General features: G+C 35.5%; 29 protein-coding genes and 1 riboswitch. Of the genes, 12 read left to right on the top strand and 17 right to left on the bottom strand.

All coding sequences use genetic code 11. The features are described from left to right. Positions 1 to 49 precede the first annotated feature (49 nt). From BMX24_RS02100 to BMX24_RS02090, 3 genes are read right to left on the bottom strand one after another with little or no spacing between them, the layout of a single operon-like run. Positions 50 to 373 (bottom strand): CCC motif membrane protein, encoded by a 324-nt coding sequence (locus tag BMX24_RS02100; protein ID WP_089790429.1) that lies wholly within the window; start codon positions 371 to 373, stop codon positions 50 to 52. 23 nt (positions 374 to 396) lie between these two features. Then, positions 397 to 687 carry a DUF2752 domain-containing protein gene (locus BMX24_RS02095; protein WP_089790428.1) on the bottom strand — a complete coding sequence of 97 codons (291 nt, stop codon included), beginning with the start codon at positions 685 to 687 and terminating at the stop codon, positions 397 to 399. A 31-nt stretch (positions 688 to 718) separates the two neighbouring features. Beyond that, positions 719 to 1,771: an NADH:flavin oxidoreductase/NADH oxidase gene (locus tag BMX24_RS02090; RefSeq protein ID WP_089790427.1), complete on the bottom strand. Its 1,053-nt coding sequence runs from the start codon at positions 1,769 to 1,771 to the stop codon at positions 719 to 721. 102 nt (positions 1,772 to 1,873) lie between these two features. On the opposite strand from BMX24_RS02090, the gene BMX24_RS02085 reads away from it, so the two are divergent. After that, complete coding sequence (locus BMX24_RS02085; protein WP_089790426.1) at positions 1,874 to 2,356, top strand: cytidine deaminase; 483 nt, start codon at positions 1,874 to 1,876, stop codon at positions 2,354 to 2,356. Between the two features lie 101 nt (positions 2,357 to 2,457). Here the strand turns inward: BMX24_RS02085 and BMX24_RS20955 are convergent, their stop codons facing one another. Continuing rightward, on the bottom strand, positions 2,458 to 2,685 hold the full coding sequence (locus BMX24_RS20955) for a hypothetical protein (protein ID WP_139176685.1): 228 nt from the start codon (positions 2,683 to 2,685) through the stop codon (positions 2,458 to 2,460). A 115-nt stretch (positions 2,686 to 2,800) separates the two neighbouring features. Further along, positions 2,801 to 2,977: riboswitch (cobalamin riboswitch) on the top strand. A 29-nt stretch (positions 2,978 to 3,006) separates the two neighbouring features. On the opposite strand from BMX24_RS20955, the gene BMX24_RS02080 reads away from it, so the two are divergent. Both BMX24_RS02080 and BMX24_RS02075 read left to right on the top strand, forming a co-directional pair. Further along, positions 3,007 to 4,833 (top strand): TonB-dependent receptor plug domain-containing protein, encoded by a 1,827-nt coding sequence (locus tag BMX24_RS02080; RefSeq protein WP_089790425.1) that lies wholly within the window; start codon positions 3,007 to 3,009, stop codon positions 4,831 to 4,833. Between the two features lie 13 nt (positions 4,834 to 4,846). Beyond that, a complete protein-coding gene (locus tag BMX24_RS02075) occupies positions 4,847 to 5,887 on the top strand; it encodes a YncE family protein (protein ID WP_089792688.1) in 1,041 nt (346 codons plus the stop codon). 385 nt (positions 5,888 to 6,272) lie between these two features. On the opposite strand, the gene BMX24_RS02070 is transcribed toward BMX24_RS02075, so the two are convergent. The 12 genes from BMX24_RS02070 to gldB form a co-directional block, all read right to left on the bottom strand. Continuing rightward, complete coding sequence (locus BMX24_RS02070) at positions 6,273 to 7,694, bottom strand: CCA tRNA nucleotidyltransferase (protein ID WP_089790424.1); 1,422 nt, start codon at positions 7,692 to 7,694, stop codon at positions 6,273 to 6,275. A 177-nt stretch (positions 7,695 to 7,871) separates the two neighbouring features. After that, a complete protein-coding gene (locus BMX24_RS02065; RefSeq protein ID WP_089790423.1) occupies positions 7,872 to 8,420 on the bottom strand; it encodes an L-threonylcarbamoyladenylate synthase in 549 nt (182 codons plus the stop codon). 195 nt (positions 8,421 to 8,615) lie between these two features. Beyond that, entirely contained in the window at positions 8,616 to 9,041 is a 426-nt protein-coding gene (gene tnpA, locus BMX24_RS02060; protein ID WP_089790422.1) for an IS200/IS605 family transposase, read from the bottom strand. 81 nt (positions 9,042 to 9,122) lie between these two features. Further along, a complete protein-coding gene (locus BMX24_RS02055; protein WP_089790421.1) occupies positions 9,123 to 9,590 on the bottom strand; it encodes a hypothetical protein in 468 nt (155 codons plus the stop codon). Continuing rightward, positions 9,590 to 10,093 carry a DinB family protein gene (locus tag BMX24_RS02050; protein ID WP_089790420.1) on the bottom strand — a complete coding sequence of 168 codons (504 nt, stop codon included), beginning with the start codon at positions 10,091 to 10,093 and terminating at the stop codon, positions 9,590 to 9,592. Before BMX24_RS02050 ends, BMX24_RS02055 begins: the two co-directional genes overlap by 1 nt. 82 nt (positions 10,094 to 10,175) lie before the next feature. Next, the gene (locus BMX24_RS02045; RefSeq protein WP_170835638.1) at positions 10,176 to 10,616 is read right to left on the bottom strand and encodes a GNAT family N-acetyltransferase; all 441 of its coding nucleotides are present in this window, start codon (positions 10,614 to 10,616) and stop codon (positions 10,176 to 10,178) included. Positions 10,617 to 10,671: 55 nt separating this feature from the next. Continuing rightward, entirely contained in the window at positions 10,672 to 11,148 is a 477-nt protein-coding gene (locus BMX24_RS02040; protein ID WP_089790418.1) for a nuclear transport factor 2 family protein, read from the bottom strand. Between the two features lie 433 nt (positions 11,149 to 11,581). Then, the gene (locus BMX24_RS02035) at positions 11,582 to 12,721 is read right to left on the bottom strand and encodes a cystathionine gamma-synthase (RefSeq protein ID WP_089790417.1); all 1,140 of its coding nucleotides are present in this window, start codon (positions 12,719 to 12,721) and stop codon (positions 11,582 to 11,584) included. 90 nt (positions 12,722 to 12,811) lie between these two features. Beyond that, complete coding sequence (gene gldC / locus BMX24_RS02030) at positions 12,812 to 13,138, bottom strand: gliding motility protein GldC (protein ID WP_089790416.1); 327 nt, start codon at positions 13,136 to 13,138, stop codon at positions 12,812 to 12,814. 32 nt (positions 13,139 to 13,170) lie between these two features. Next, positions 13,171 to 15,363, bottom strand: a complete 2,193-nt coding sequence (locus BMX24_RS02025; protein WP_089790415.1) for a thioredoxin-like domain-containing protein — start codon at positions 15,361 to 15,363, stop codon at positions 13,171 to 13,173. Between the two features lie 11 nt (positions 15,364 to 15,374). Continuing rightward, entirely contained in the window at positions 15,375 to 16,277 is a 903-nt protein-coding gene (locus BMX24_RS02020) for an ABC transporter ATP-binding protein (RefSeq protein ID WP_089790414.1), read from the bottom strand. A 113-nt stretch (positions 16,278 to 16,390) separates the two neighbouring features. Beyond that, positions 16,391 to 17,374, bottom strand: coding sequence for a gliding motility lipoprotein GldB (gldB, locus tag BMX24_RS02015; RefSeq protein ID WP_089790413.1), 984 nt, complete (start codon positions 17,372 to 17,374; stop codon positions 16,391 to 16,393). Between the two features lie 54 nt (positions 17,375 to 17,428). Here gldB and BMX24_RS02010 point away from each other — a divergent pair, with 54 nt between their 5' ends. From BMX24_RS02010 to BMX24_RS01980, 7 genes are all read left to right on the top strand, one after another. Next, positions 17,429 to 18,103, top strand: a complete 675-nt coding sequence (locus BMX24_RS02010) for a hypothetical protein (RefSeq protein WP_089790412.1) — start codon at positions 17,429 to 17,431, stop codon at positions 18,101 to 18,103. Further along, positions 18,087 to 18,611 (top strand): GNAT family N-acetyltransferase, encoded by a 525-nt coding sequence (locus BMX24_RS02005; protein ID WP_089790411.1) that lies wholly within the window; start codon positions 18,087 to 18,089, stop codon positions 18,609 to 18,611. The genes BMX24_RS02010 and BMX24_RS02005 overlap by 17 nt, the downstream gene beginning before the upstream one ends. Before the next feature lie 59 nt (positions 18,612 to 18,670). After that, positions 18,671 to 19,465 (top strand): NAD(+) synthase, encoded by a 795-nt coding sequence (gene nadE, locus BMX24_RS02000; protein ID WP_089790410.1) that lies wholly within the window; start codon positions 18,671 to 18,673, stop codon positions 19,463 to 19,465. Positions 19,466 to 19,553: 88 nt separating this feature from the next. Continuing rightward, the gene (locus BMX24_RS01995; RefSeq protein ID WP_089790409.1) at positions 19,554 to 20,069 is read left to right on the top strand and encodes a ribonuclease domain-containing protein; all 516 of its coding nucleotides are present in this window, start codon (positions 19,554 to 19,556) and stop codon (positions 20,067 to 20,069) included. 45 nt (positions 20,070 to 20,114) lie between these two features. Beyond that, positions 20,115 to 20,732: a matrixin family metalloprotease gene (locus tag BMX24_RS01990; protein ID WP_089790408.1), complete on the top strand. Its 618-nt coding sequence runs from the start codon at positions 20,115 to 20,117 to the stop codon at positions 20,730 to 20,732. After that, positions 20,729 to 21,028, top strand: coding sequence for a barstar family protein (locus tag BMX24_RS01985; RefSeq protein ID WP_089790407.1), 300 nt, complete (start codon positions 20,729 to 20,731; stop codon positions 21,026 to 21,028). The genes BMX24_RS01990 and BMX24_RS01985 overlap by 4 nt, the downstream gene beginning before the upstream one ends. Positions 21,029 to 21,318: 290 nt before the next feature. Beyond that, positions 21,319 to 22,110 carry a hypothetical protein gene (locus BMX24_RS01980; RefSeq protein ID WP_089790406.1) on the top strand — a complete coding sequence of 264 codons (792 nt, stop codon included), beginning with the start codon at positions 21,319 to 21,321 and terminating at the stop codon, positions 22,108 to 22,110. A 107-nt stretch (positions 22,111 to 22,217) separates the two neighbouring features. Here the strand turns inward: BMX24_RS01980 and BMX24_RS01975 are convergent, their stop codons facing one another. Next, complete coding sequence (locus BMX24_RS01975) at positions 22,218 to 23,537, bottom strand: T9SS type A sorting domain-containing protein (RefSeq protein WP_089790405.1); 1,320 nt, start codon at positions 23,535 to 23,537, stop codon at positions 22,218 to 22,220. Between the two features lie 210 nt (positions 23,538 to 23,747). On the opposite strand from BMX24_RS01975, the gene BMX24_RS01970 reads away from it, so the two are divergent. Both BMX24_RS01970 and BMX24_RS01965 read left to right on the top strand, forming a co-directional pair. Then, positions 23,748 to 25,340: a helix-turn-helix domain-containing protein gene (locus tag BMX24_RS01970; RefSeq protein WP_089792686.1), complete on the top strand. Its 1,593-nt coding sequence runs from the start codon at positions 23,748 to 23,750 to the stop codon at positions 25,338 to 25,340. Further along, positions 25,337 to 26,467: a tetratricopeptide repeat protein gene (locus tag BMX24_RS01965; RefSeq protein WP_089790404.1), complete on the top strand. Its 1,131-nt coding sequence runs from the start codon at positions 25,337 to 25,339 to the stop codon at positions 26,465 to 26,467. The genes BMX24_RS01970 and BMX24_RS01965 overlap by 4 nt, the downstream gene beginning before the upstream one ends. Positions 26,468 to 26,577 lie beyond the last annotated feature (110 nt).

The following is a 26,577-nucleotide window of genomic DNA, read 5'->3' as shown; positions in this document are numbered from 1 at the left end:
AAAATAAATTTAGACATAAAAAAGACCGCCTAATCGCGGTCTTGATTTTTTATCCTCTTCCCATTTTGGTAAGATCCTGCATTTGCTGCATATATCCGTCCCAACCGATCGTTGCAAGGATATAGATGAAGTAAAGTACCTGAAGAATACCCAAAATAAGACCTATAATACATAAGATTCTTCCTGTATTCAAATTTCCAAAATCTGAATATTGGGAAGGATTTGCATCATACAGAAGCTTATCACTTTTGTATTTGTTTAATCCGATAAGTCCGCAGATAATACCGATTAAACCTGTACAACAGCAGCTTCCTACCACTGAAACGATTCCTAAAATAAGCACGGTCTGTGCATTTGGCAATTTTTGATCCATAGTTATATTTTTAATTTGTTGTTTTAATGGTTAATAAAAAAATGTTTATAAAAATAAGACACGACCATAATTACGGAATTCACAGCCGCTAAAATGACTAAGACATTACCATAATTCCTTTTCTTGTCTACAAAGCTCAGGAAAACCGTTGCAAAAAACAGCAACAAAGTATAGACCGCCGGAAACAGGTGAAAAGCTTCACCAAATTTCCCTTCAAAAACCATGACAATAGCTCGCTGGGTTCCGCAACCGAAGCATTCGATTCCTAAGAATTTTTTGCTTGGACACGGGAGCATGAAGTCTTCTATTTTCATTTTTTCTGTTTGGTTCTCAAATATATAAAAATTATGTAGAAATTCTAGCTCTTAAATATTGATGGGGAAAAAAGCAATCTTCCTTCATCTCAAACGATCCCTGGATGGCAATATATGGGTTTCTCAGGATTTCCCTTGCGATAAAAATTAAATCTGCATCGCCTTTTTGTAGAATTTCTTCCGCGTGTGAGATTTTTTTAATTAATCCTACAGCCCCGGTTTTTATTCCCGCTTCATTTCTTACCTGAGAAGAAAGAGGAACCTGATAGCCGTCAAAAAGAGGAATTTTAACCCCATGAATATTTCCACCGCTGGAAACATCCACCAGATCAACGGAATGATTTTTTAAGATTTTTGCCAATTCCACGCTGTCGCTAATTTCCCAGCCGCTTTCAGCGTATTCTGTTCCGGAAATTCTTACAAACAGTGCCACATTTTCGTTTAATTCTTCATTCACAGCATCAACGATTTCCAGTAAAAAACGGATCCTGTTTTCAAAACTCCCGCCATATTCATCGGTTCTGATGTTGGAAAGCGGTGATAAAAACTGGTGAACCAGATATCCGTGAGCACCATGAATTTCAATCACCTCAAATCCGGCTTTCACAGCTCTTCTAGCTGCATTTTTAAAATTCTGAACCTGTTCTTTAATTTCCTCCACCGTTAAAACATGAGGAATCCTTTCCGTCGGATGATAAGGTATCGGGCTTGGAGCAACGGTTTCCCATCCTTCTTCCACAGGAATCTGGATATTATTCCACGTTGAGCCTTTTCTTCCGGAATGAGCCAACTGAATTCCGATTTTGCTTTCTGAATTTTTATGGACAAATTCTACGATCCGCTGAAGCTTTTCCGCCTGTTCGTCGTTCCAGATTCCCATGCAGTGATTGGTGATCCTTCCGCGAGGTTCGATACCTGTTGCTTCTACCATAATTAATCCCGTTCCGCCCTGCGACCTGCTTCCGTAATGCACAAAATGAAAGTCATTGGCAAGACCGTTTTCACAAGAATACATACACATTGGAGACATCACCCAACGGTTTTTCAGCTCAACATTTCTGAATTTGACTGGCGTGTATAACATTTTTGAAGAATATTTTTAAGTTAAATTTTTGAAAAATAAGATAATATTGTCCACCTCATTAAAAAGGAGTAATTTTATCCCCCTTTTTTTAATTCACAATATATGAAAAAAGAAACTCAAATCAGTTACGAATATTTTAAGAATAGCAGTGAACTGAACGATATAGAAAGAAAATTGTTCGAAAGAGCAAAACAAGCCCGCGAAAATGCATACGCTCCCTATTCACAGTTTTTGGTAGGATGTGCCATTTTGCTTGAAAACGGAGAAATCTACTCCGGAAACAACCAAGAAAACGCAGCTTTTCCATCCGGGCTTTGTGCAGAAAGAACAACATTATTCTGGGTTGCCGCCAATTTTCCGAATGTAAAAATTAAAAAGATTTTTGTAGTGGGTGGCCCGAAAGAATTTCATGAGAAAAACCCTCCGATTCCGCCTTGTGGAGCCTGCAGACAAAGCTTAATTGAGTATGAAACAAAGCAAAATGAAAATATCGATCTCTATTTTTCGAGTATGAATGAAGAGGTGGTAAAAGTGCATTCTATTAAGGATTTGCTGCCGTTTTATTTTGATGCGACGTTTTTGTAGGATGGAATTTTTAGTTTAAATAAAACAATTTTATTTCAGTAACATCAACTTTGTCATCCTGAAAGGATCTAAGCACTAATTTTTTAAGATGTTTTCTAACACTATGTTGAGATCCTTTCAGGATGACAAACTTCGTGTGGAGTTCCTATTTTTCTGGAGATTGCTTTACTTCGACAGGCTCGCTCAGTACAGGCTGATTTCCCTCCTTGCAATGACATAAAGAAATGGATAACTGCAACCCTAGCCCCGATAGGAACGGCATCCTTTTGGGTTGCGGGCGGAGCATGAACTGAAAGTTTACGAACGTAGTTCAGGAGCCCGTAACCCAAAAGATATAGTGGATAGCGGGAAAAAGCTTCTTATTATCCTGAGTACAAAATGACCGAAGAATTTCAACTTTTCTGTTAATATTTTTCTCGTTTTTGCATTTTTGACGAATAAGTTTATCTTTGCAAAAATTTTGGTTTCCAATCATTTGGAATGAAAAGGGAATTGGGCGAAAATCCCAAACTGTCCCCGCAACTGTAAATCGCAACTGAAATTTCTACGAAAAACCACTGTGAAAACGGGAAGGTGTAGAAAAGCGAAAGTCAGGAGACCTGCCAAAATTATAACTAAATACATTGCTTTCGGAGGAAAAGTAAAATAGAATGGATATAAAAAGATCTTTAGTACTGCTTTTTTCGTCTTACGGTTGTTTTCTTTTTGCACAAGAGAAGACGATAGATACCGTTTACATCTTTGATAATCAAATGAATAAGGTGAAACTTTTTCATAAAGTCAATACCATTACCCCAAAAGACATCGAGAAAAATACCACCAACCTTTCGGAACTTTTACGTTTTCAATCCCAGGTTTATATTAAAGAAAATGGTCGTGGAGCTGTTTCTTCGCCTTCATTCAGAGGGACAAGCGCGGGACATACTGCTTTTGTGTGGAACGGAATTAATATCAATTCTAATTTTCTGGGACAGGGAGATGTGAATAATATTCCGCTTTTCGGATATGATCAGCTCGAGGTAAAAGCCGGCGGAGGAAGCGTGCAATACGGAAGCTCGGCCATCGGAGGAAGCATTCACCTGAATAATAACCTTGATTTTAACAAAGATTTTGGAGCTGCACTCTATTCTGAAGTCGCTTCTTTTGACACTTATAATAATTTTGCGAAGGCTTCATTTAGCAATGATAAATTCAGTTTTAAAGTTTCGGGAAATTATTTTATCAGCCAGAACGATTATGAAGTTCGGGAGAAGGAGTACATCAACAGAAACGGAAGATATTACAATACCTCGGTGAATGTAGGAGCTTCTTATAAAATTGCTCCCCATCAAACAATTTCGTGGCAAAACCAAATTTTTGACGGCTCACAATACTACCCGATTTTTGTAGAAAACGGAAATAAAACCAAATATAAAGCCCAGACTTTAAGAAGTTTATTGGCTTGGGACATCCATAAATCCAAGCTTTCCAACAGTCTGAAAGCGGCTTATACAGAAGATAATTTCCAGTATTTCGGAGATATTGACAAACCTAAAGAAAGCGGTGCGGAAGGAAAGAATTATATTTTTAAAAATGATTTTAATTATTTCATCACCCCAAAAATCAATGTCAATGTGATCGGAGAATTTCAGGTGAATAAAGGAGAAGGATATCAGTCGGGAATAGGAGATATCAGCAGAAACATGGGATCTGTAGCCGGTTTGGTGAGATATTTTGCGACTCAGGATCTTCGTTTTGAAGCTGGAGTGAAAAAAGATTTTGTGGAAGACATCAGCTCTCCCCTTCTATACTCTTTTTCAGGAAAATGGAATGCCATGAAATGGTATAACATAGGAATGAGCGTTTCCAGAAACTTGAGAATCCCTTCCTTTAATGATCTTTATTGGGAAAAAGGAGGAAATCCTGACCTGCTTCCGGAAACTTCAACCAATTTGGATATGGATCATGAATTCAGTTTTGGTGATTTTAAAATTACTTTAAGTCCGTATTACATGGATGTCAAAAACTACATCAACTGGCTTCCGACACCTTACGGATACTGGGCTGCATTCAACACTTACAAAGCTGAAATTTACGGTCTGGAATCTCAGGTTACTTTTAATAAAAACTTTGGAAAACACGGTTTCAGGCTGAACGCCGGGTATACCTATTCAAAATCGATCAATAAAGACACGGGAATGCAGATGGTGTATGTTCCTATTCATAAAGCGTTCGGGAATATCGATTATCAGTATAATTTCCTGAGAGTGTATGTTCAGGGGCTTTTCAACGGTCTTACGTACACGACAACAGACGAAAAAAGAGCGGATGCGATAGATCCATATTTCGTTTTGAATACTGGCATTTCTGCTACCCTTCTTAAAAAATATACTTTAGGATTTAAAGTAAATAATATTACAAACACAGTCTATCAAACGGTTTCCTATTATCCGATGCCGAAAAGAAACTACAGTGTTTATGCAACAATTAATTTTTAAACTAAAAAATATTATGAAAATAAACAGACTTTTGACACTTGTATTTGCATCTGCATTACTTTTCAATGTTTCGTGTAGTGATGATGATAATGTAACGGAAGAAATGTACTACGGAAACGGATTCCTGGTTGCGAATGAAGGAAATTTCGGGAAGCCGAATGCTGAAGTGACGTATGTAAGTTCGGATTTAAGCATTAAACAAGACAATATTTTCTCCAGCAATAATGGAGGCTCAAATCTTGGAGATGTTTTGCAGTCGATCACTTACAGCGGAGAAAATGCTTATCTTTTATTAAATAACTCCAATAAAATACAGGTTGTCAACCGCTATAACTTTAAGAGAACAGGGGAAATCACTTCTCAACTTAATTCGCCACGTTATATGGCTTTTGCCAACAACAATATCTACGTAACCAACGATAAATACGGGGGTGACAAATTTGTAAGCATTTATAAATCTTCTGATCTGTCTTTCGTGAAAAAAATCACTTTTACAGATAATGTTGAGAGAGTTGTAGAAGCCGGAAACAATATTTTTGTGCAAAATGCGTCATACGGTTTCGGAAATAAAATTACTTATATCACGACTTCCAACAACGAGATCCAATCTACGATCACTTTGCCGAGCGGAAACATCAATAAGATGATTGAAAGCAACGATATGATCTATGCAATTGCTGCAGGAACTTCAGATTCTTATATCTATCAGATTTCCAACACGGGAAGCATTACAAAAACATATACTCTGACAGGTATTGCCAATGCTACCAATCTGGAAATTGAGAAAAATAAAATATATTTCACTTCAGGACTTAATGTGTATGCAATGGATGTAACGGCTACAACCGCTCCTTCTGCTCCATTATTCACTGTGGCTAACAGCATTGATCCTTATTCAAACCTATACGGATTCAGTGTGGTAAATGACAAAATTTTCACATCAGATGCGAATGGATTTACGCAGGACAGCAAAATCAGTGTATATTCTACATCAGGATCTTTAATCAAGTCTTTTACGGCTGGTAAAGGTACCAACGCATTTTACTGGAACTAAGAAATTAATACTTCGGTATTACAATAAATTTTTTATTTTTTTTTCATCATTTGTGTTTTTTTCCGGGCGGTTTCTTTGAAACCGCCCGGATTTTATTTAATCAAAGTTTTCTGTTTTTATTTTACCATTAGGAAATATTAAGTTTAAACGCGACGATCGCAATGATAATGGAATCTATTTTTTTATTTTTTGTTCGCAAAGGCACTCTGTTCAGCAAATGATAGCAGAATCTTAACTGAGTGAAATTGAGATTCTTGAAACAAAAAAAGCAACAGAATTTAATCTATTGCTTTATATTATTTGAAAAATCCTTCGACTGCTTCGCGCTCAGGATGACATTGCTAATACTAATTGTTATAAAAACATGGAAAAAGTCACCTGTTTTTTAAGCTAAACTTAACCCCAATTTTCCGGCTTCTGCAATTACAAAATTTCTTGCTTCCTCGCTGTCATTTCCGATCTCGCCTTCCAAAATGGCTTCTTTTACTTTTTCTTTTAAAATACCGATTTCGCGTCCGGGTTTAAGGTTGAACATTTCCATGATCTCTTCTCCCGAAATTGGCGGCTGGAAATTTCTTACCTGATCTTTTTCTTCCACTTCTTTAATCTTAACAGCCACATATTCGAAATTCTTTTTAAACTTTTCCTGTTTCTTAGAATTTTTCGTGGTAATATCGGCTTTGCAAAGCGTGAACAAATCCTCAAGATTTTCTCCGGCGTCAAATAAAAGTCTTCTCAATGCAGAATCCGAAGCGTCATCCGTGATCAAAGCGATTGGACGTGAGGAAAGTTTTACCATTTTCTGCACGTATTTCATGTCCGGCCCTAACGGTAATTTCAATCTCTGAAACAATGTTTTCACCATTTTTGACCCTAAAAATTCATGCCCGTGAAACGTCCAGCCTGTACCTTCAACAAACTTTTTTGTCGGAGCTTTTCCGATGTCGTGAAGCAATGCAGACCAACGCAGCCAAAGATTATCTGTGTTTTCAGAAATATTATCAACCACCTCAAGCGTGTGGTAAAAATTGTCTTTATGGGTTTGCCCTTCCACCTCTTCTACACCCTTTAGATCGATTAATTCAGGGATAATTAATTTCATTAAACCTGTCTGTTCCATTAATTTTAAACCTAACGAAGGCTTTTGGGAAAGCATGATTTTATTAAATTCAACCATAATTCTTTCCATGGAAACAATTTTGATTCTCTCTGCTTCCTGTTTGATCGCTTCCAGTGAATTTTCCTCAATCTGAAACTGCAATGTTGAGGCAAAACGAATCGCCCTCATCATTCTCAACGGATCATCAGAATAGGTTTGAGCCGGTTCTAAAGGTGTTCTTAAAATTCCATTCTCAAGATCACCAATTCCGTTGAAAGGATCTACAAGCTCTCCGAAATTATCTTTATTTAAAGAAATCGCCATCGCATTTATCGTGAAATCCCTTCTTTTCTGATCATCTTCAATCGTACCACCCTCCACTTCCGGTTTACGGCTGTTTTCCGTGTAGCTTTCTTTTCGGGCTCCTACAAATTCCAGTTCAAGATCTTTGTATCTGATCATCGCTGTTCCGTACGTTTTGAAAACGGAAACTTTCATTTTTGGATCAATTTCTTTGGCAACACTTTGGGCAAGTTCAATACCACTTTGTTCAGTCACAAAATCAATATCCGTGGATGCTTTTCTTTTCATCAATAAGTCCCGAACATAGCCTCCAACGATATATACAGACTGGTTGTTCCTGTCGGCGACCTCAGAAATTATTTTGAAAAGTTTAAGATTTTTATTTTGATTTAAATTGATGAACATTTTTTAATAGATGTTAGATATTACATGTTAGATATTAGACTTACAAATACTTGTTTTAACCGTTAACCAATATCTAATTTAAAACCATTAAGAAATCAGATTTTGAGTTAAAAAAAACTCAATTTCCGGTTTCTTAATGGCTAAATGGTTTTGCAAAGATAATTAAAATCTTGTTTTTTATTCGCGTAAAACTTTTATTCTGTTGTCGCTCCAGATTTTTATCACCGAAGATCCTGAATATTTTGAAACTTTTTCCCTGTCTTCTTCCACGGCATAATCCACCAGATCTATGATTTCCGGAGAAATATCCGAGAATTTCAACGGACTTTTATCTCCACTGAAATTGGCGGAGGTTGACACTAAAGGTTTATTTAATTTTGTGATTAATTTTTTACAAAAATCATTTTTCACCAAACGAATTCCTATGCTTCCGTCTTCGGCTAGCAATTCCTTCGGCAATCCTCTTGGGTTTTCGTAAACGATGGTTACCGGTTTTTCACTCAGATCAATAATTTCCCACGCCATTTCCGGAACATCCACCAAGTCCTGCAGTCTCTTTTCAGATTCCACCAAAATGATCATGGATTTGTTTTTTTCCCGCTTCTTGATGTCAAAAATTTTGTTGACGGCCTCAATATTTGTTGCGTCACAGCCGATTCCCCAAATCGTGTCTGTTGGGTATAGGATGGTGCCGCCGGATTTTAGGATGTTGATGATTTTTTCCATTTAGTAAACTTTTGGCCAAAAGCCAATTTAAAATTAATCATAAAAATCAACGGTTTTAACCCGGATTTTATTTGAGCGTAAATTTACAAACATTTGAACAAATCAAAATGAATTATTAAACACAACTTATATCAATAGGAATGGGCTTTAGCCCATTTAAGAAAATAGTAAAATCAATTTGGCTTTAGCCAAAACCTATTTAAAATTATATTTATCAATAAATTCCTGATACTCTTCTGTGAATGACTTCCTTTTATGATGTTTTTCCTGATTTTTAATATAATTTCTAACAGACTCCAACATGGATTCCGAAACTGACACTGCAAAATATTCGTCCTGCCAGGAAAATGTATCTTTAGTCAATTGATTTTTATTAATCCAATGAGAAGATTCTCCTTTCAATAGCTGCACAATTTTTTCAATATTTTGATTTGAGCCTAAAGAAACTAAACAATGGCAATGATCTGAATATCCATTTATCATATCTAAAAAAATGCCTTTTTCTGTAGCATTTTCTTTGATATGTTTCCAAACTTTAATTCTTAAATCTACTGTATTCAAATAAGGGTTTCTATTCATTGTAGAAAATACAATATGAACATAAATTTTAATAAAAGACATTTGTGTTGTTTTGTCAAAAGTATAAAATTCGTTTTTAAATTTTGGCTAAAGCCGATCGAAATACGTTAATAAAAAAACGGGCTAAAGCCCGTTCCTATTGATATTTGTAAAATTTTTCGCTTTAATTTTTTTGTTTATTTTCAAATAAATTGAAGAAAAAGTTATAAATAAAATTGAAGCCAGCCATAAGAAGTAGCCGGCCTCTAAACTATAAATCTTTCCCATTCTTCCACTTTCAGAAACCAAAACTTCTTTCCAAAATGTAAAAGATCCTGAAATAGAGAGAGCAATTATTCCAGTTACAATTGAGATAAAAAATTTCTTACTGTAAACACAAACAATTGAAATCAGAAGCCAAAAATTTGCCGTCCAAATAAAAAATTCTAAAACACTTCCCCCTACAAAGCTTATTGGTCCTAATAATAAAAGTTCTGCAGAGCTAAAAACTTTAATTTCTTTTGGTTCTATTACTTTAAATGCAGTAAAGAAAAGAGAAGCGATAAAAATTATTATGCTTATTAAAATTAATTTATTCTTTAACTGGCGCATCACAACTTCGGCAAATATCTTTCTTCAATAATATTCAGATGGTGGAAATTGTGTCCTACAATCAGTTTTCCGATTGTTTCTGCGGAAATTTGGTTTCCGTTGGCGGTTCCGATGTTATTTAAGGCAGAAGAATTCATGGTTTCCAGTAAAATCTGGGATGATTTTCTGACCAATTTGTACTCTTCCAATAATGACTCCAGACTTCTTTCGTTTGCAAAAGAATTTTTAGCATAAATTTCTTCATCGAAACCAGGCAATTCATTTTGGTCGCCTCTTGCGAAAGCTAAAATCCTGTATTGAAAAACCCTTTCTGTGTCCGAGAGATGCAGAAGAAGTTCTTTCAACGTCCATTTACCTTCATCGTAGGCAAATAGTGATTGCTCTTCTGAGAGTTTTGAATAGAGAGCGATTGTTTTTTCTTCTGAGTTTTTCAATTCTCCCAACCAGTTTTCGGAAGGAATATTGTCTAAATATCTCTGAACGTATTTTTGAAAATCAGTCATAGTTTTTAAAATTTAACAATTTAGCAGTCTAGCAATGTAACAATATTGGTAAACTGTTAAATTAATACATTGTTACATTAATTTATTGATTTGTCCATTCATAGAAATTCACTTCATCGTAAATTTCAAATCCGCAAGCTGGGTATAACTTGTTTCCTATGTCGTTGGATTTTCCTGTTTCGAGAAGAATTCCACAGGCGTCGGTAGATTTTGCCAGTTCTTTTGCTTCTTCAATCAATTGTTTTGAATAGCCTTTTCCACGGTGGTTTTCATTCACATATAAATCATTCAACAGCCAGTAGCGTTTCATTCTTGTCGAGGAAAATAACGGATATAACTGAACAAAGCCAACCAATTTTCCATCATTTTCAGCTACAAAAATTTCGGAATCTTCTTTTTCGATTCTTTCTTTTAAAAAATTTTCTGCGGCTGGAATATCAGAATCTTTATGGTAAAAAACTCTGTATTGATCGAACAATTCAGACAATTGTCGTACATCCTGAATATTGGCTTTTCTTGTCATTTTTATTAAAATTATAAAACTTTGTCAAAGATTTAAACTTTAACAAAGCAAATTATTATTGATGGTCAAAGCTTAAAACACGCTTCATTTTCCAGTCTTTCCCCTCTAAAATCCAGAGAATGGTAAATTTTGCATGACCTCCTTTGTTCCATTTGTTATTAAAGTATTCAAAAAAGTCGTGTTCCCCTTCTTCAATAAATCCGTAGAGAACATTTTTATTGTACAGAGGATAAACTTTCATTGTATTTGGAACCAATTCACGTTTTACTTTATTGGGTCCACCACAAATATTGTTTTTAATGGAAGCTGTGAAAGCTGCTTTTCCAGAGGTAATTCCGCCTTTGTCATGATAAAATTCCAGGTCGTCGCTGATAATGGAATCATAATGAGAAAGATCACACTTATTGAATCCGATATCGAATATCAAACTGTCTAATTTTTTAGCTGTTTTGTACAATTCATCGGTATTTTTTACCTGAGAATATGCAATCTGACTTAAAATTAATAACACTAAAATCTGAATTTTTCTCATTATAATTATTTTAAATATTGTTCAACGCTTTGTCATTCTGACGTTAGGAATAGTTTTTTTTAAAATTTTTATTTCCCGCTAAATATCTATTTTCAAAGTTTGTCTAGACATCACATTAGAAAACAGAGTGGAAAAATTCGTGTTTAGATCTTTCAGGATGACAAATTTTGTGGTTATTTCAACTTTTTAAATAACGACCTCAACCTTAGCCCCGATTGGAGCAATTGTTTGAGCTCATTTTTTTGGTTTGGTTTCGGCCTCGTCTTCGACGAGGCCGAAACCAAACCAAAAAAATAGCGAGTGTGGAAAGCGGGAAATAGCTTCAAAAAATTTAAGCAGACTCTATAATAGATTCTTCACTCCACTTCTGAACTACGTTCGCAGACCTTCACTCTGTATTCAAAATGACAAAGCGATATAAAATTTCTTTAAATTAAGAAAAAGCTCTTTCCAGATCTGCGATCAGGTCTTCCGCATCTTCTATTCCCACGCTCAAACGAACCAAATCATCGGTAATGCCCAATTCTGCACGTTTTTCAGCAGGAATAGATGCGTGAGTCATCAATGCAGGATGATTCGCCAACGATTCTACTCCACCAAGCGATTCTGCTAAAGTGAAAACTTTTAATTTTTCTAAAAATTTAATCGCATCGTCTTTTTTCCCAGATTTGAAAGTGAAAGAAACCATTCCTCCGAAATCTTTCATCTGAGATTTTGCCAATTCGTATTGCGGATGAGATTCTAATCCCGGATAAATAACTTCAGCAACTGCAGGATGAGACTCAAGATATTTGGCTACCGCCATTCCGTTTTCCGAATGTCTCTGAACTCTTAATGCCAATGTTTTAATCCCTCTCAATACCAGATAAGAATCGTGAGGCCCTAAAATTCCGCCACTTGCAAACTGAATGAAGTGAAGTTTTTCTCCCAATTCAGCATCTTTTGCCACTAAAGCTCCCGCAATAACATCGGAGTGACCTCCTAAATATTTTGTTGCAGAGTGCATTACGATATCTGCTCCCAAATCGATCGGTCTTTGAAGATAAGGCGTCGCAAAAGTGTTGTCTACCGCAACAAGAATATCTTTTCCTTTTGCAATTTCTACAACAGCCTTGATATCAACCAGTTTCATCAACGGATTTGTTGGAGTTTCGATCCAGATCAATTTTGTTTTATCGGTGATCACGTTTGCGATTTTGGAAACATCATCAAAATTCACGAACGTAAATTTCAACTGATATTTTTCGAAAAGTCTGGTAAACATTCTATACGTTCCGCCATATAAATCATCTACTGCAACCACCTCATCGCCAGGATTTAATAACTTTAAAACACAATCGATCGCAGCCAGACCCGAACCGAAAGCCAAACCTCTCGCTCCGTTTTCTATGCTTGCCAAAGAGTCTTCCAAAGCCTGTCTTGTAGGGTTGGCCGCTCTTGAATATTCGTAGCCGGAATGTACTCCCGGACTTTTTTGTGCGAATGTAGATGTTAAAAATACAGGAACGTTCACAGAACCCGTTGCAGATTCGTGGTGCTGCCCTCCGTGGATAACTTTTGTATTGAAATTCATAATTTGTATAATTTACCAATCTAACAATTTACCAGTTTACCAATTATTGTTACATCGCTACATTGGTAAATTGTTACATTTTATTATTATTTACATTTTTATTGCAGACTTGATGGCAAATTCCTCAGCGATCTCCTCCATCCATTGTGCTACATCTTCTTCCCCAGTCGCTCTCTGGTAGGTATTTCCCAGAGAAACTAAAATCTGGTGGATGAACATTTTCATCTGGTCAACCGGCATTTCTTTTGTCCAAAGGTCGATTCTTAAAGCTTCCATCGCTTTATCGTCCCAAACAGAAATCATGGTTGCCTTGGTTTCTTCCTTTTCGATTCCTCCGTCCTGAGCGTTCCAGGTGATGTTTTCCGGGATGTGGTTTTCATCCAATTCTACATCTATGGTGATCTGAGTTTTTCTCATAAGTTTCTATTTATTTCTAATTTGGTGCAAAGTTAATATTTCTTCAGTTTATCCAAAATTTCTACGAAATTATCTTCATCAGGAAATGGCGCATTTAGATTAAATATTTTACCTTGAGGATCGATAATGACGAATCTTGGTATCATTTGTATGTTATACTTATCCATAAACTGTTCGGCATTTGGCATCCAGTATTGAGGAACTTCCGACGGCTTTGTTTTAAGATAATTTGCCCATTTTGTTTTGTCCTGATCGATGCTTACAGAAATAAAGCGAATATTATCTGCATATCTGTATTGATAGCTTCTTGTTTCAAACACCGGACGGATTTTCTTGCATGGTGCGCACCAGCTTGCCCATAAATCGATCACTACATACTTTCCGCGATATTGTGATAATTCTGAAGTTTTACCTTTATCATCCAATAAAACAAGATTGGGAAATGGCACTCCTTTTTTAGATATATTAATTTGCTCAAATGAAGCATAGAGCCTGTCTCTATAATCTTTATTTTGAATTTTATTAATCTGGGAATTAAATATCTTATATCTCGCCGCACTGTCTGTTTGCAGTTCAATATTTTCATTCAGATGCTTTGCGAGAAGGCGGTCTTTTTCCAAACTTTGAGGAAGCTCATCAAGTTTTACAAAAAGTATACTATCCGGATTGGAAACCACTTTCTTACCGTCGAGCATCTGATCCAGCTTGTATTGAAGATATTCATCATCTTTGCTGAGAAGATAAGTCGGTCTCTGAATATTTTCATTTAATTCATCTAAAAATTCTTTAGGCGGAGCAAATTTAGAGTCCGTAGATGAAGTTATTTTTCTGTAATTATTGATTTCATTCAGGTATTTGATGGCTAATAACTGTTTTTTATAAGCCTTATATTCACCGGAAAGTGCATGATTTTCGGCATCTGCAAAATTTTCAAGCTTTTTTACATTACGTTTCCAGTCTGTTTCTGCAGCTTTATAAAATTCCTGAGGGTCTGATGCATTTTCATCGTTTAAAACCTTCTCAAAAGCACTTCCAAGCTGTTCATCTTCCTGATAAACCTGATCTGCTTTTCTGTTGGATTTTAAGAATATTTTATTGTACGACGTATTACATTCAATATTTAAATGAAACCAATCCCCGCTACCAAAGATTAAAGGTATTTTCTTTCCTCCATATTCTACAAGATATTCGTCAAAAGGAATTTTTTCAGTCGTTGTCCAGCTGAATTTATTATTTTTCACAGGTATGGAAGCAATCTTTTTATGAAAATCATTAGAATAGATTTTTATTGTATCTATTTTAAGGATTGTTTTTAGTTCCCCATCAATAGTTACCCCTTCTTTATCAGCTTTATAAGCTATCGGCTTTTGTAAAAAATAAAATATTCCTGATCCTATCATTAGAAATAAAACAGAAAAAACAATCTTTTTTTTATCCTTAAAAAATGCAGTTTTAAAGCTCTTTCCTGAATACCAAAAATATCCTATAATCAAAAATACTATTACCCAAAAGATGCTTAAATATTCGGAAAAAGAGATAAATCTGTTTAAATTTCTTACTTCAAAAGAATTTCCAAAAATATATAATGAATTATAGGGAGAAAATGTAAAATTTTCACTTCTTGCTACAGAGGTAAGATTAAGGCATAATCCCAAAATACCTATCAGAAAAGACCAGATAAATCCGGGGAAAACAACCGAAATACACAACTGTAATGCTGCAATTCCTAAGACTGCGATACACATTCGAAGAAAGGTCTTTAACGCCCAGAGTATATCAAAAGTTAATATTTTGGCAGGATCAGGATGTACATAAAAATCAGCCAGTGATAATAGGAAATTGGATATGAAATATGAAGCTATACACAAAAAACATAATATCAAAAGAACAATATACTTTGAAAAATAAATGTGAGCTTTTGTAATGGGCTGCGTTTCAATAAGCTGCCAACAATTATTTTTATGATCGAGCTGTGCTATTTTACTTGCCGCAATAATCATAAAGATCAATAGCATGCAAAGTATAAAAGCCTGAACATTCTCTAAAATAAAAACTTGAAACATAGAATATGGAGGTCTATCTTCCAAAACCGTGTTTCTCCCAAAAGGATTTATTACAAAAAATAATAATGGGATAAATGCTCCCAGAATTATAGCCAGATAGGTCAATCCCAGTCCTTTTATTTTCAACCATTCTACTTTGGTTGTTGTAAGTAATTTTTTCATCTAGAGTGTGTTTAATTTTTTGTTATTTCCATGAACCAGTCTTCAAGTCCGGCAGTGCTTTTTATTTCGAAAATCTCTGCATCGATATTCACCAGATGTTTTACCAGGTTGGTAATATCTTTTTGGGATTCTACGGTAATCTCCAGGGTATTTTCATCAAAAATTTTAGGTGAATAATTTTCCGGAATTTTTGAAATAAATCCTGAAGCATTATTAATTCCGATTCTGATATGATTGTACCGATAAAGCTCGTTCAGGTCTTTTATGCTTCCCGAAAATCTTATTTCACCATGAGAAATAATGGCAAGATGTGTAATCATTTTTTCTACTTCCTGTAACAAATGGCTCGAAATAAAAATAGTAACGCCTTCTTCTTTGTTCAATTTTATAAGAAGTTCACGAATTTCTACCATTCCGTTGGGGTCGAGGCCATTCACCGGCTCATCCAAAATCAGAAGTTCTGGTTTTCCGAGAAGTGTCATGGCAATGGCCAGTCTTTGTTTCATTCCCAAAGAATACTTCTTCATTTTCATGTTTCGGCTCTCCCAAAGGTCTACCAGATGGAGTACTCTTTCGCACTCGGTTTTCGGAAGATTTCTTAATTCTGAAACCACCAGAAGATTATCCCATCCTGATAAGTGATCGTAAAACGTTGCAGTATCGATCAGACTTCCTACCCTGTTGAAACCATCAGGATAAAATTCAGACAGGTTTTTATCAAAAATTTTTATGGCTTTTTTTTCATCGGGAATATTGCCGATAAGCATTTTCATTGTAGTAGATTTTCCGGCTCCGTTGGCTCCCAGAAAACCGTAGATACTTCCTTTGGGTACAGAAAGGCTGATATCTTTAAGAATAGCCTTATTCTTTGAAAATCCAAAAGTCAGATTCTGGATATTGATTATTTCGTTCATAAGTGTTTTTTATATTGCAAATATATAATTAAAAAGTAATATGCAATACAAAGTAGTAAAATAAAAAAGTCTTCAAAAAAAATTTGAAGACCTTATTTATTTAAAATTATCTATTAATCCAGTTTCGGCTTATAGCCCGATTGATTAAAGATCACCGTTGCATCCATATTCAGGAAATCCTGTAGTTTTGTTTCCGGCTTTTGTTTAAAATAAGATTTGCAAATCTGCCATCCGGTGAAAATTCCTATTTGAGGAGAAGATTCGTTGTCGATTTCCGTATAAAATTTTGAAAATGGTCCGGGAGCGATGAAGCGGTCTGCCAATCTGTGATCATCACCAAAAATCAGGTTATTTTCCACAAAATAGTTCCAGACATTTGCTTCATTGGCTACTGCCCATTCATATTGTTTTTGGGTATAGTTCATTTTCAGATACTCAGGATAAGTCGGTAAAAAAGCATCCTGAAGCATCATTATTTTACCATTAAGAATGATCTGATCGATAAATTTCTGATGATCCGGAGATTCTTTTACAAATCCTTCCGCAAAAATCTGCGATACTTTCGGTACAATATTATTAGGATTCATAGATTTCTGGAAATACAATTCCAAGCCTTTGTAATTCGGGTTTCCATCACCCATAAAACCTGTTATATCGATGAAAAGAAGGTTTCCTTTAGCATCATAAAAAATAGGATCCTGAACCATCTGTAAAGCCGAAGAAAACAAAAATACTTTCGGACTTTTGAACTGTGGGAAATAGTATTTAATATGAGAAAACAAATCCTGAAGATCCTCCTGAAGCTTTTTCTGATCTATTTTCCCGATTGCTTCTTTGTAAATTTTAATTTCTCCCTGATCTGCTCTTCGTTTCCCAAAATCTGCATCAGGCACTGTTCCCTGAAACCATGGGAATTTTGCTTTAAACTGATCCAAAGAAATATTCTGGTCATAAAATTCTTTCGAAATATCTGTGATTTCTACCTTTTCGGCAGGATTTTTGACTTCGACATTCCATTGATTTTTAGATTCTTTTTTACAAGAACTTAAACCTAAAACTAATAGTAAAGAAAGCGCAATAGTTCTGAAAATCTTCATATTTTTACATGAAATTAAAGTTTACAAAAATAATGATTTAAACATAATTCAAAGATGAAAAAGAAAATATTTACCTTCCTTGGTTTTTTACTCGCTGTTTCCTGTTTCAATGCACAAAAGCTCACTTTCAGTGACAAGACATTTGAGAAAACCGTCCTGGCAAATTATGACCTGAATAAAGACGGAGCCATCGATCAGTCTGAAGCAGATAAAGTCACCAACTTATTCGTTTCAAACAAGATACAGCTTCGATCTGCGGAAGACATCAACCTTTTTAAAAACGTTCAGACCATTGTTCTCGATGGAGCAATCATCATAAGTCTTGATATTAAAGACCTAAACAACCTAACGCTGTTTTCATGTGAAGCCTGTAATTTATTAACATTTAAAGCCGAAAATCTGAAAAGTTTAACCTCTTTATATCTTAATGGCAATAAACTTACTCAGATTTCACTGAAAAACACACCTGAAATCAATGAACTTCTTTTATCATCCAATAGCCTGACTTCTATTGATGTAAAACCATTGAAGAAGCTCATCACCCTGAATTTGGAAAATAACCAGATCAAACAGCTGGATGTTTCTGAAAATCCGAATTTAGAAAACCTTATCACCAATAACAATCCTTTAAAAGAGGAAGATATTAAAAGAGGAAAAGCAGCCAAAACTACTCCTGCCCCTTCCAATTCTTCACTTCCACAAAGACCAAGCAATGCACCTAAAAACTAACCGACTGATATTAAGAAAATTTGAAGAAACGGATGATGAACGGATGTTTCTCCTGGATTCTAATCCGGAAGTCATGAAATATATTGGAATGCCACCCGTTTCAGATATCAACGAATCCAAGAAAATCATTGAGATGATCCGTCAGCAATATATTGATAATGGCGTTGGAAGACTCGCTGTGGTAGAAAAAGACAGCGGTCTGCTGATCGGCTGGAGCGGATTAAAATTATTAACCCAGGAAATCAACGGGTATAAAAACGTTTACGATCTCGGTTACCGTTTTTTACCGGAATTCTGGGGAAAAGGTTATGCTTTGGAGGCTGCAAAAGCTTCCCTTGATTTTGGATTTAATGATTTAAATATTGATACAATTTACGCTCATGCCCATTCCGAAAATGAGGGCTCCAACCATATTTTAAGAAAACTGGGTTTCGAACAAACCGGTGAATTCACCGAACCTGACGGAATCTGTTTCTGGTATGAGCTGAAACGTGATAAATTTCTTTAAAAATACCCACAAAACCTTTAATTTTGAAGTTTTCATTTAATAACAAAAAAAGATAAATAATGCAGACACAAAAAGTAATCGACCATATTGTAAGCTGGCTGAAAGATTATGCTGTAAAAGCGAATGTAAAAGGATATGTAATCGGAGTTTCGGGAGGTGTGGATTCTGGTGTGGTTTCTACGCTTTGCGCCATGACGGGACTTGAAGTTCTGCTTTTGGAAATGCCGATTCGCCAAAAAGAAGATCAGGTAAACCGTGCACAGGATCATATTGAAGATTTGAAGAAAAAATTCCCGAACGTACAAGGGAAAACCATCAATCTGACTCCCGTTTTTGAAAGTTTCGAAAACATCGTACACGATCATGTAGAAGGAAGATGGAGCAATAATCTGTCTTTGGCCAATACAAGATCACGATTCAGAATGCTGACGTTGTATTATTTTGGGCAACTTCATGGGCTTTTAGTTTGCGGAACAGGAAATAAAGTTGAGGATTTCGGTATCGGTTTCTATACTAAATATGGCGACGGTGGTGTCGACGTTTCCCCTATTGCAGACCTTTATAAAACAGAAGTTTATGAATTGGCAAAAGCTTTAAATCTAATTGAAAGTATACAGAATGCCATTCCTACTGACGGACTTTGGGATGCCGACAGAACAGACGAAGACCAAATCGGGGCAAGTTATCCTGAGTTGGAAAAAATCCAGAAAGAATACGGCACAAAAGCAGTGGAAGACTATGAAGGTCGCGACAAAGAAGTTTTCATGATTTTCGACAGAATGCACAAAGCAGCAAAACATAAGATGGTTCCTATTCCGATCTGTGATGTTCCGGAAGAATGGAGGGAAAACTAATAAATATAACAATTTAACAATGTAATAGTTTATCAATGATGTTTTAATTGCTAGACTGTTACATTGATACATTTTTAAATTGATAATCATGAACAGTAAAAAAAGATCTCTGTTTTTCATTTGTTTAGGGCTTCTTTTCGGGATGTCGGTAATGTATATTTATAATAATTTTATCGCTGATAAAAAAGAAAATAGTACCATTGACAGCCGCCCGAGATACCATGCTCCGGGAGAACTTCCTGACGGAACACCCGATCCCAAATATTCGGATCAACAACGCATTGATCAATTAACGGAAGAAAAAACAGTGATCAATTATGTAAAACAAAACCACAAGCTTCCTGATTATTATATTACAAAAAATAAAGCCAGAGAGCTGGGCTGGAATCCTTCAAAAGGAAATCTTTGTGACGTTTTGCCCGGCAAAGCGATCGGTGGAGACAAGTTCAGCAACAGAGAAGGAACATTACCGAAAGGAGAGAATTATTTTGAAGCCGATGTCAATTACAACTGTGGAAACAGAAATGCCGACCGGATTATTTTTACGAAAAACGGTGATGTTTATCTTACTAAAAATCATTACAAGAGCTTTGAAAAGCAGTAGCCTGGTCATTGCGATGAGCGGAGCGAAGAAGCAATCTCTAGAAACATGAAAGTAAATAATTTCATTCTGTTTTTTGTTTGTTTAACCTTCCTTTTTTCATGTTCAGAAAAACAACAGGAAAAAATTAAGGAAAAAGCTACAATTGTCATTTTAGTACAACCTTTTAAAGATATAAAGCCGGAAAACGTACAGTTTGTAACCAACGAGATCAAAAAGGTTTACCCTAATGTGAAAATCTTACAACCCATTGATTTTCCGACAAATGCTTATTACAAAGACAGAAATCGATACAGAGCAGACTCTATCATTAAATTTTTAGATAAAAGAACAAAAAATGGTTTTGTCACCCTTGCTTTAACCTCCAAAGACATCAGTGTCACCAAAGGAAAAGTCAAAGATTTTGGGGTGATGGGCTTAGGCTTCAGACCTGGTAAGGCATGTGTTGCCTCTAGCTTTAGATTAAATAAAGAAAATTCTAATGAGCAGTTTTTCAAAATAGCCATTCATGAATTGGGTCATACTCAAGGATTAAAACATTGCCCTGAAAAAAAATGCTTCATGAGAGATGCCGAAGGTAAAAACCCGACAAATGAAGAAGTTGACTTTTGCGAAAAATGTAAAGAAATTTTAATTAATAAAAACTGGAAATTCAATACAATATGAAAACAATATATATAGATTTCACGGACATAGGAGATTATGAAGACTTTTATGCCCAATTAAAAGAAAAGCTTCCGCTTCCTGAACATTTCGGAGAAAATCTGGATGCACTTTATGATGTACTTACAGGTGATCTGGAAATGCCGCTGCATCTAGAGTTTGTAAACATGACCGTCGATCAGCTTGAGATTTTTGAAGATCTTCTGACCACTCTTGAAGATGCGGAAGAAGAGCTGGAAGATTTCACGTTCACCTATTTTCTCGAACAATATGATGATGACGAAGAAGAAATCGACTAAAATATAAACTGCTTTTTTTAAGCAGTTTTTTTATGCCTAATCTTTAAAAAAAATTATTATCCTCTTTTTAATATGTAATAATCAAAACATAGAGATTTATATTTTTTCTAATAAAATTTTTATTAATTATTTAATGTTAAAGAAAAAAATATTAGTAAAAATTATTAAATTAACAATAAAATACACAAATAAATAACTACAATTTAAAAAATCAATCAAACCAACTATATTGAAATCAATAATTAGAGAAATATTTTATAATTTTGCCACCAAACATAATTAATAAGTGTATGAGAAAAATTACTTTACTTTTTTTAGTATTTGTGCTGTTTCATTCAATTTTATTTGCACAGATAGGGATAGGTATTTCATCACCTAATACCAATGCCGTTTTAGAGCTAAGCAGCACCAATAAAGGTTTAATACTTCCAAGAGTTGCACTCACAGCCACCAACAACCCAGCCCCTATTTCCACCCATATTGCAGGAATGACGGTGTATAATACCGCCACCAATACTTCTTCCGCTACCAATGCAGTCTATCCCGGAGAATATTACAATGACGGAACCAAATGGATGAGAAAATCTACCTCGCGGGAAGTAAGAATGCTTACGGGAGGAACCATTACAGATCAACTTTCAGCGAGAAGTCTTATTGTACCGGATGCCAGTACTTATGCAGAAACAACTTTAATTACTCTGCCAACATTTACGCTCGACAGAGAATCCATTGTTGAATTTAATGCTAATATATCCGCAACTTTTACCCAAAACGGGTCGCCATTAACTGATAGTTCTGCAAAACTGGCCAAAACCTTTTTTGTTTTCACCAGTGCACCGGCAGGAATCCCCACAGATTCGCAATTTGGAAGCTGTTCACAATCCTATACCAACACAGCCAGCGTCAACGGAAATGTGATTGGAGGCTACTATTACATGACTCCACGCAGTATTCTGACCTTGCCAGCCGGAAATTATACGGTAGCCCTAAAAGGCGGCGGCGCCAGCGATCAAGGCTATACACTCATATTTGGAGAAGGAACGGCCGACCAAATACAAATAAGAGCAACACCCGTAAAATAAAATAAACCCATATTTCATCACTATTCATTTTAACTGGAAAACCCGCAGAAATTCTGCGGGTTTATTGGTCTGGGTTCATTTAAGTGTGTATTGCCTAATTTTATTCTTTATTGTCTAATGAATGTAAAACTCTGTGAAACTTCCCCTTTCACAAATAATAAATTTAACACATAATTTCCCTTTGATAAAGACGATACATCGATCTGACTCTCAACAGATGAGAACGTCCTTACCTTTTGACCGACCATATTATAAATTTCAGCTTTTTCTATTTTTTCTTTTCCTTTTTTAATGTAAAGAATGTCCTTTACAGGGTTTGGATATATTGATATGTCGTGTTCAGCCTTAACAATATCATTTGCAGACAGATATTGTGTAAGATCAAGATAAAAAGCCACCACCTGACCGGAAGAATTGGTTCCAATACCGGCGATTTTTTTTCCATCCTGGGAAATTGCCAACGGAAGAGACATAGTCACTCCGTTTGTAGCAATTCCTAAACTAACTGAGAAATCATTTAAATTAACACGTCCTCCTGCCATCGTCCATATAAAGCCTTCTCCAGCCATCGGAGGTCCCGGGAATGGTCTAAAAAAGCCAATAACCGTTCCGCCGTCAGCAGAAATCCCCGTTGCTCCTCCTCTGAAGAAGGCAGAGGAATTTGGATGTATTATGTATGTAAGTCCGGAAGTACTGTTCCAGACGTATGGATTGGGCATTGCCGATCCTATTATTGTATTTCCGTCGGCAGAAACAGCTCCTGCTTCGCCTACATTATTTCCGCTGGTATCCGTAATGAAGCTTTCGACGCCATTTACCCATTTTGCGCCGCTTCTTGTACCGTCAATCTCGTCTTGCCAGCCTACAATCACTGTTCCGTCTGTGTTCACTGCATTGGCTCTGGAACTTCTTTCCGCCACCATGCTTCCAAGATCTACTACTCCACCTTGCGGTGTCCATTTTACGGCGTGAGCTGTGGCTCCTGTCAGCCAACCCAGTCCTACCAATGTATTTCCGGCAGGTGTCATTCCCCAGGTTGAGCTTACACTTCCGTCCCAGCCCGTAGAAACCAAACCTCCCTGATTCGTCCAGGTGGAAGTTGCTACGTCATAAGTTGATATTTCATTAAAATTGGTGGCTCCGTTCGTCATGGTAGAACCGATCTTCATTCCGTCGTTTGAGACCAATGTTCTTCCGGCTTGTGGATAACCATTGGTTAAGGAACCGATAGAAACCAGTCCGTTCACCGCATCCCATTTGAAAATTCCGCCACCACCGGTATGCATACTTACCACGCCATTGTCAGATACACCTCCTACCGTATAATTTCCTACTGCCATTACCGTTAATTGTGCATTTGAATAAAAACAATTAAACAAGAAATAAGCGGCCAATACTTTTAGTGAAATTTTGTAAATGTTTTTCATATTCCTTGGATTAATATTTTGAATTGGTGGAAACAATATTAATATTATATTTACCTTTTAAAAAGCTTTTGACTTACAGAATTCGTGAAATTTAAAAGAATTAAAAATTTAAATAATTAAAAACCAATACTATATAAAAATTCTACTTTGAGGACAGATTGTAAGAAGGCTAAAAAAAATCAACCTAAAAACATTTTTTTGAAAAAAGAAATGCCCAAAAAAAACATTCAGATCATATTCTTTTTATTGTGTTCGGCTTTCCTGAGCGCACAGTCCAGCCCCGACTTCAGCATTTTGGCAGACAAGGCTTTTCAGAAATTATATCAAAATCCTGATGACTGTATCAATTATTCTTTAAGCATCCTGAACAGCGACAAAAACATTGAGCACAAAATCGTTTTACGGAATATCATTTCTCAGGCTTATGCCATGAAAGGCGATTATGTACAGTCTGTCAATATCTCCACGCAAAAGGAAGAACCCGATGAAGACAAAAGGCTTTCCTACTTTATGCAGACGTTTGGAGATTACAATCTTGCAGATCAGTATCAGAATCTGGATCTGTACAATCAGTCTCAGAGAATTATCTCTAATCTTTTGTCGGATCCGAAGCTGTTAAAAAGTGAAGACAAAAAAATGCGGATCACTGTTGCCAAACTATATCAGCTTCAGGCTCTGAACTTTGGAATCAGCAGAAACCATATTTCTATGCTGGAAAATCTTAATAAAAGTGATCAATACATAGATTATCACAATGAAGAAAATAAAATCATCGCCATTGAAAATAATATCTTCCGTTCTTCCTATTTATTAAAAAAAAATAAAACTTCCGAAGCCAGAAAAATAATCGAAAATGTCATTTTAAAGCTTGAAAAAGAAGAAAACCAACCTTTTTTATTGGCACTGGCTTATGAAAATTTTTCGCGTTATTATTTCATAAAAGGTGATTATCATTCTTCTATCCAACAACTGGAAAAAGGTCTTGCCAACATTGAAAATCTGCCATTTAATACATTAAAAACGAAAATTTACGAATCATTATCCAAAAATTATTTTGCTCTTCATAACGACGAAAAGTATCATGAATACTATAAACTGTACAGCGAAAACACAGCAAAAATAGATTCCAGCACCAAAGAAGGTATCCGGTATATCGTAAAACTTGTTGAAAGTTCCCAGAACAAAAACATTGAGTTCCAAAAACAAAATCAATTAAAACGTTTCTGGATTATTGCTTCAGTTTTTTCATTGATTATCATTGGTTTGATTATTTATTTTTTAGCTTTAAAAACAAAAAGAAAAGATCTAAAAAAGCAGTTCGAATTTTTTGAAAAACAGAAAACACGTAAGAAAACAATTCCGTTACATACTGATGTTCCCAAAAAGGAAGAAATTCTAAGCATTGATAAAAGCACAGAAAAAGATTCCAACAAAATATCAAAGGAAAAAGAAGACGAAATTCTTCAAAAACTTGAACAATGGGAAGAAACTGACCAATTTTTAAGCAAAAATATGTCGCTTTCAATGCTTTCCACACAAATGGGCGTGAACACAAAATACCTCTCTGAAGTTATTAATAATAACAAAGGGAAGAATTTTAACGGATATATTAATGAATTGAGAATTAATCACATCGCGCATTTATTGAAAACAGATCCGACTTATCTTAATTATAAAGTAAGTTATCTCGCAGAATACTCCGGATTCTCCTCTCACAGCGCGTTTACGACTATTTTTAAATCGGTGACAGGGATGTCTCCCAACGCTTATATTCAGGAAATCAGCAAAAGCAGAACGTCATGAAATTTATTATAAAATTAATATTACTCTTATTTTTAGGTTTCCAGAATTCATTTTCCGGGCAGAAAATTTCTGATGATTCTTTGATGAAAAAAGCACAGCTGGAAATCTACGATAATCCCGAAAAGGCCATCAATATTGGCAAAAGCTTACTTAAAAAAGAAAAAGACGTCAAAAAATTAATCGCAATCTATCTGCTGCTTTCAACGGCGAATATTGCAAAAAGAGACTTTGACATCTCTTTGAAATATATTTTAAAAGCGAAAGAACTTGCCCAGAAAACGAATGATCCGAAAACCCAGACCACAGTTCTGGTTTCGGTGGCGATACAGTACCAGCAAATGGAATTGTTCAGCAAAAGTCTTGAAACACTGGATGAAGCAGATCAATATTTATCAAAACTTCCGGACGATACCCGTGAAAAACATTTCGAAACTGCCAGAATCAATGCGATTCGGGGGATGATCTACAAAAGCCAATCGAATTCTGAAATTGCCCTTGAAAAATTTTTAAAATCCGTAGAACATTTCGAAAAAATAGGTCAGAAAAAGTCGACATATGCCAATATGAGCGTGGTTTATTACAATATCGGCTATTGCTATCTTAATCTAAATCAGAACGATAAGGCGGAACAGGCTTTCTTACAATCCATTCATTATGCTCAGGAAAACCAGGCAAAAAGCCTTGAAGCCTTTGCATTAAAGGGAATGTCTGAACTGTATAAACAAAAGCGAGAACATCAAATGGCTTTAAATCTTTTGATAAAAGCAGAAAATCTTTGTAAAAATACCGGCGATCTTATCCTTAATGAAGGAATTTATAAAGAAATGGCCGACAATTACCTGGCGATGGGAAATCAGAACCTATATCAGGTGTACAACAAAAAGTATTTTGAAATGCACTTTCAAAGAACACAGAATGAGCTAAACTCCATCAACCAGTCCATCGACAATCACAATAAGGAAACATTTTTGAAAAGTGAAGAGCTCAAAAGACGTCATTATTATTTAATAGCTTCGGTGATAGGCTTCGGAACTTTAGTTATTGCTATACTTTTGATTCTTATTTTTAAGATCAGAAAAGAAAATAAAAAGTATCATAAAGAAATCCAGCAAATGATCCGCTCGTAATTTTAGAGTTATCCCACATAAATTCCCACAGCTAAAGCGCTTCTGGGGCATCTATGTGGTACTTATTAATTTCCAAGCAATCCGTTTATTTGTTAATTTTATATCAAATA

It is taken from the genome of Chryseobacterium wanjuense (genome assembly GCF_900111495.1).
Classification (GTDB): domain Bacteria; phylum Bacteroidota; class Bacteroidia; order Flavobacteriales; family Weeksellaceae; genus Chryseobacterium; species Chryseobacterium wanjuense.
Note: the sequence above shows the minus strand (reverse complement) of the source record. Positions and strands in the feature narration are given on the sequence as shown.

Coding starts and splice junctions, on each gene's coding strand:
- BMX24_RS02010 (WP_089790412.1), top strand. CDS start 17,429: ATGAAAAAGAAAATATTTACCTTCCTTGGTTTTTTACTCGCTGTTTCC.
- BMX24_RS01990 (WP_089790408.1), top strand. CDS start 20,115: ATGAAAGTAAATAATTTCATTCTGTTTTTTGTTTGTTTAACCTTCCTT.
- BMX24_RS02025 (WP_089790415.1), bottom strand. CDS start 15,363: ATGAAAAAATTACTTACAACAACCAAAGTAGAATGGTTGAAAATAAAA.
- BMX24_RS02080 (WP_089790425.1), top strand. CDS start 3,007: ATGGATATAAAAAGATCTTTAGTACTGCTTTTTTCGTCTTACGGTTGT.
- BMX24_RS02045 (WP_170835638.1), bottom strand. CDS start 10,616: ATGACAAGAAAAGCCAATATTCAGGATGTACGACAATTGTCTGAATTG.
- BMX24_RS02035 (WP_089790417.1), bottom strand. CDS start 12,721: ATGAATTTCAATACAAAAGTTATCCACGGAGGGCAGCACCACGAATCT.
- BMX24_RS02090 (WP_089790427.1), bottom strand. CDS start 1,771: ATGTTATACACGCCAGTCAAATTCAGAAATGTTGAGCTGAAAAACCGT.
- BMX24_RS01965 (WP_089790404.1), top strand. CDS start 25,337: ATGAAATTTATTATAAAATTAATATTACTCTTATTTTTAGGTTTCCAG.
- BMX24_RS02055 (WP_089790421.1), bottom strand. CDS start 9,590: ATGCGCCAGTTAAAGAATAAATTAATTTTAATAAGCATAATAATTTTT.
- gldB (WP_089790413.1), bottom strand. CDS start 17,374: ATGAAGATTTTCAGAACTATTGCGCTTTCTTTACTATTAGTTTTAGGT.
- BMX24_RS01975 (WP_089790405.1), bottom strand. CDS start 23,537: ATGAAAAACATTTACAAAATTTCACTAAAAGTATTGGCCGCTTATTTC.
- BMX24_RS01970 (WP_089792686.1), top strand. CDS start 23,748: ATGCCCAAAAAAAACATTCAGATCATATTCTTTTTATTGTGTTCGGCT.
- BMX24_RS02075 (WP_089792688.1), top strand. CDS start 4,847: ATGAAAATAAACAGACTTTTGACACTTGTATTTGCATCTGCATTACTT.
- BMX24_RS01980 (WP_089790406.1), top strand. CDS start 21,319: ATGAGAAAAATTACTTTACTTTTTTTAGTATTTGTGCTGTTTCATTCA.
- BMX24_RS02020 (WP_089790414.1), bottom strand. CDS start 16,277: ATGAACGAAATAATCAATATCCAGAATCTGACTTTTGGATTTTCAAAG.
- BMX24_RS02070 (WP_089790424.1), bottom strand. CDS start 7,694: ATGTTCATCAATTTAAATCAAAATAAAAATCTTAAACTTTTCAAAATA.
- BMX24_RS02050 (WP_089790420.1), bottom strand. CDS start 10,093: ATGACTGATTTTCAAAAATACGTTCAGAGATATTTAGACAATATTCCT.
- BMX24_RS01985 (WP_089790407.1), top strand. CDS start 20,729: ATGAAAACAATATATATAGATTTCACGGACATAGGAGATTATGAAGAC.
- nadE (WP_089790410.1), top strand. CDS start 18,671: ATGCAGACACAAAAAGTAATCGACCATATTGTAAGCTGGCTGAAAGAT.
- BMX24_RS02095 (WP_089790428.1), bottom strand. CDS start 687: ATGAAAATAGAAGACTTCATGCTCCCGTGTCCAAGCAAAAAATTCTTA.
- BMX24_RS02085 (WP_089790426.1), top strand. CDS start 1,874: ATGAAAAAAGAAACTCAAATCAGTTACGAATATTTTAAGAATAGCAGT.
- BMX24_RS02040 (WP_089790418.1), bottom strand. CDS start 11,148: ATGAGAAAAATTCAGATTTTAGTGTTATTAATTTTAAGTCAGATTGCA.
- tnpA (WP_089790422.1), bottom strand. CDS start 9,041: ATGTCTTTTATTAAAATTTATGTTCATATTGTATTTTCTACAATGAAT.
- BMX24_RS02100 (WP_089790429.1), bottom strand. CDS start 373: ATGGATCAAAAATTGCCAAATGCACAGACCGTGCTTATTTTAGGAATC.
- BMX24_RS02065 (WP_089790423.1), bottom strand. CDS start 8,420: ATGGAAAAAATCATCAACATCCTAAAATCCGGCGGCACCATCCTATAC.
- BMX24_RS01995 (WP_089790409.1), top strand. CDS start 19,554: ATGAACAGTAAAAAAAGATCTCTGTTTTTCATTTGTTTAGGGCTTCTT.
- gldC (WP_089790416.1), bottom strand. CDS start 13,138: ATGAGAAAAACTCAGATCACCATAGATGTAGAATTGGATGAAAACCAC.
- BMX24_RS02005 (WP_089790411.1), top strand. CDS start 18,087: ATGCACCTAAAAACTAACCGACTGATATTAAGAAAATTTGAAGAAACG.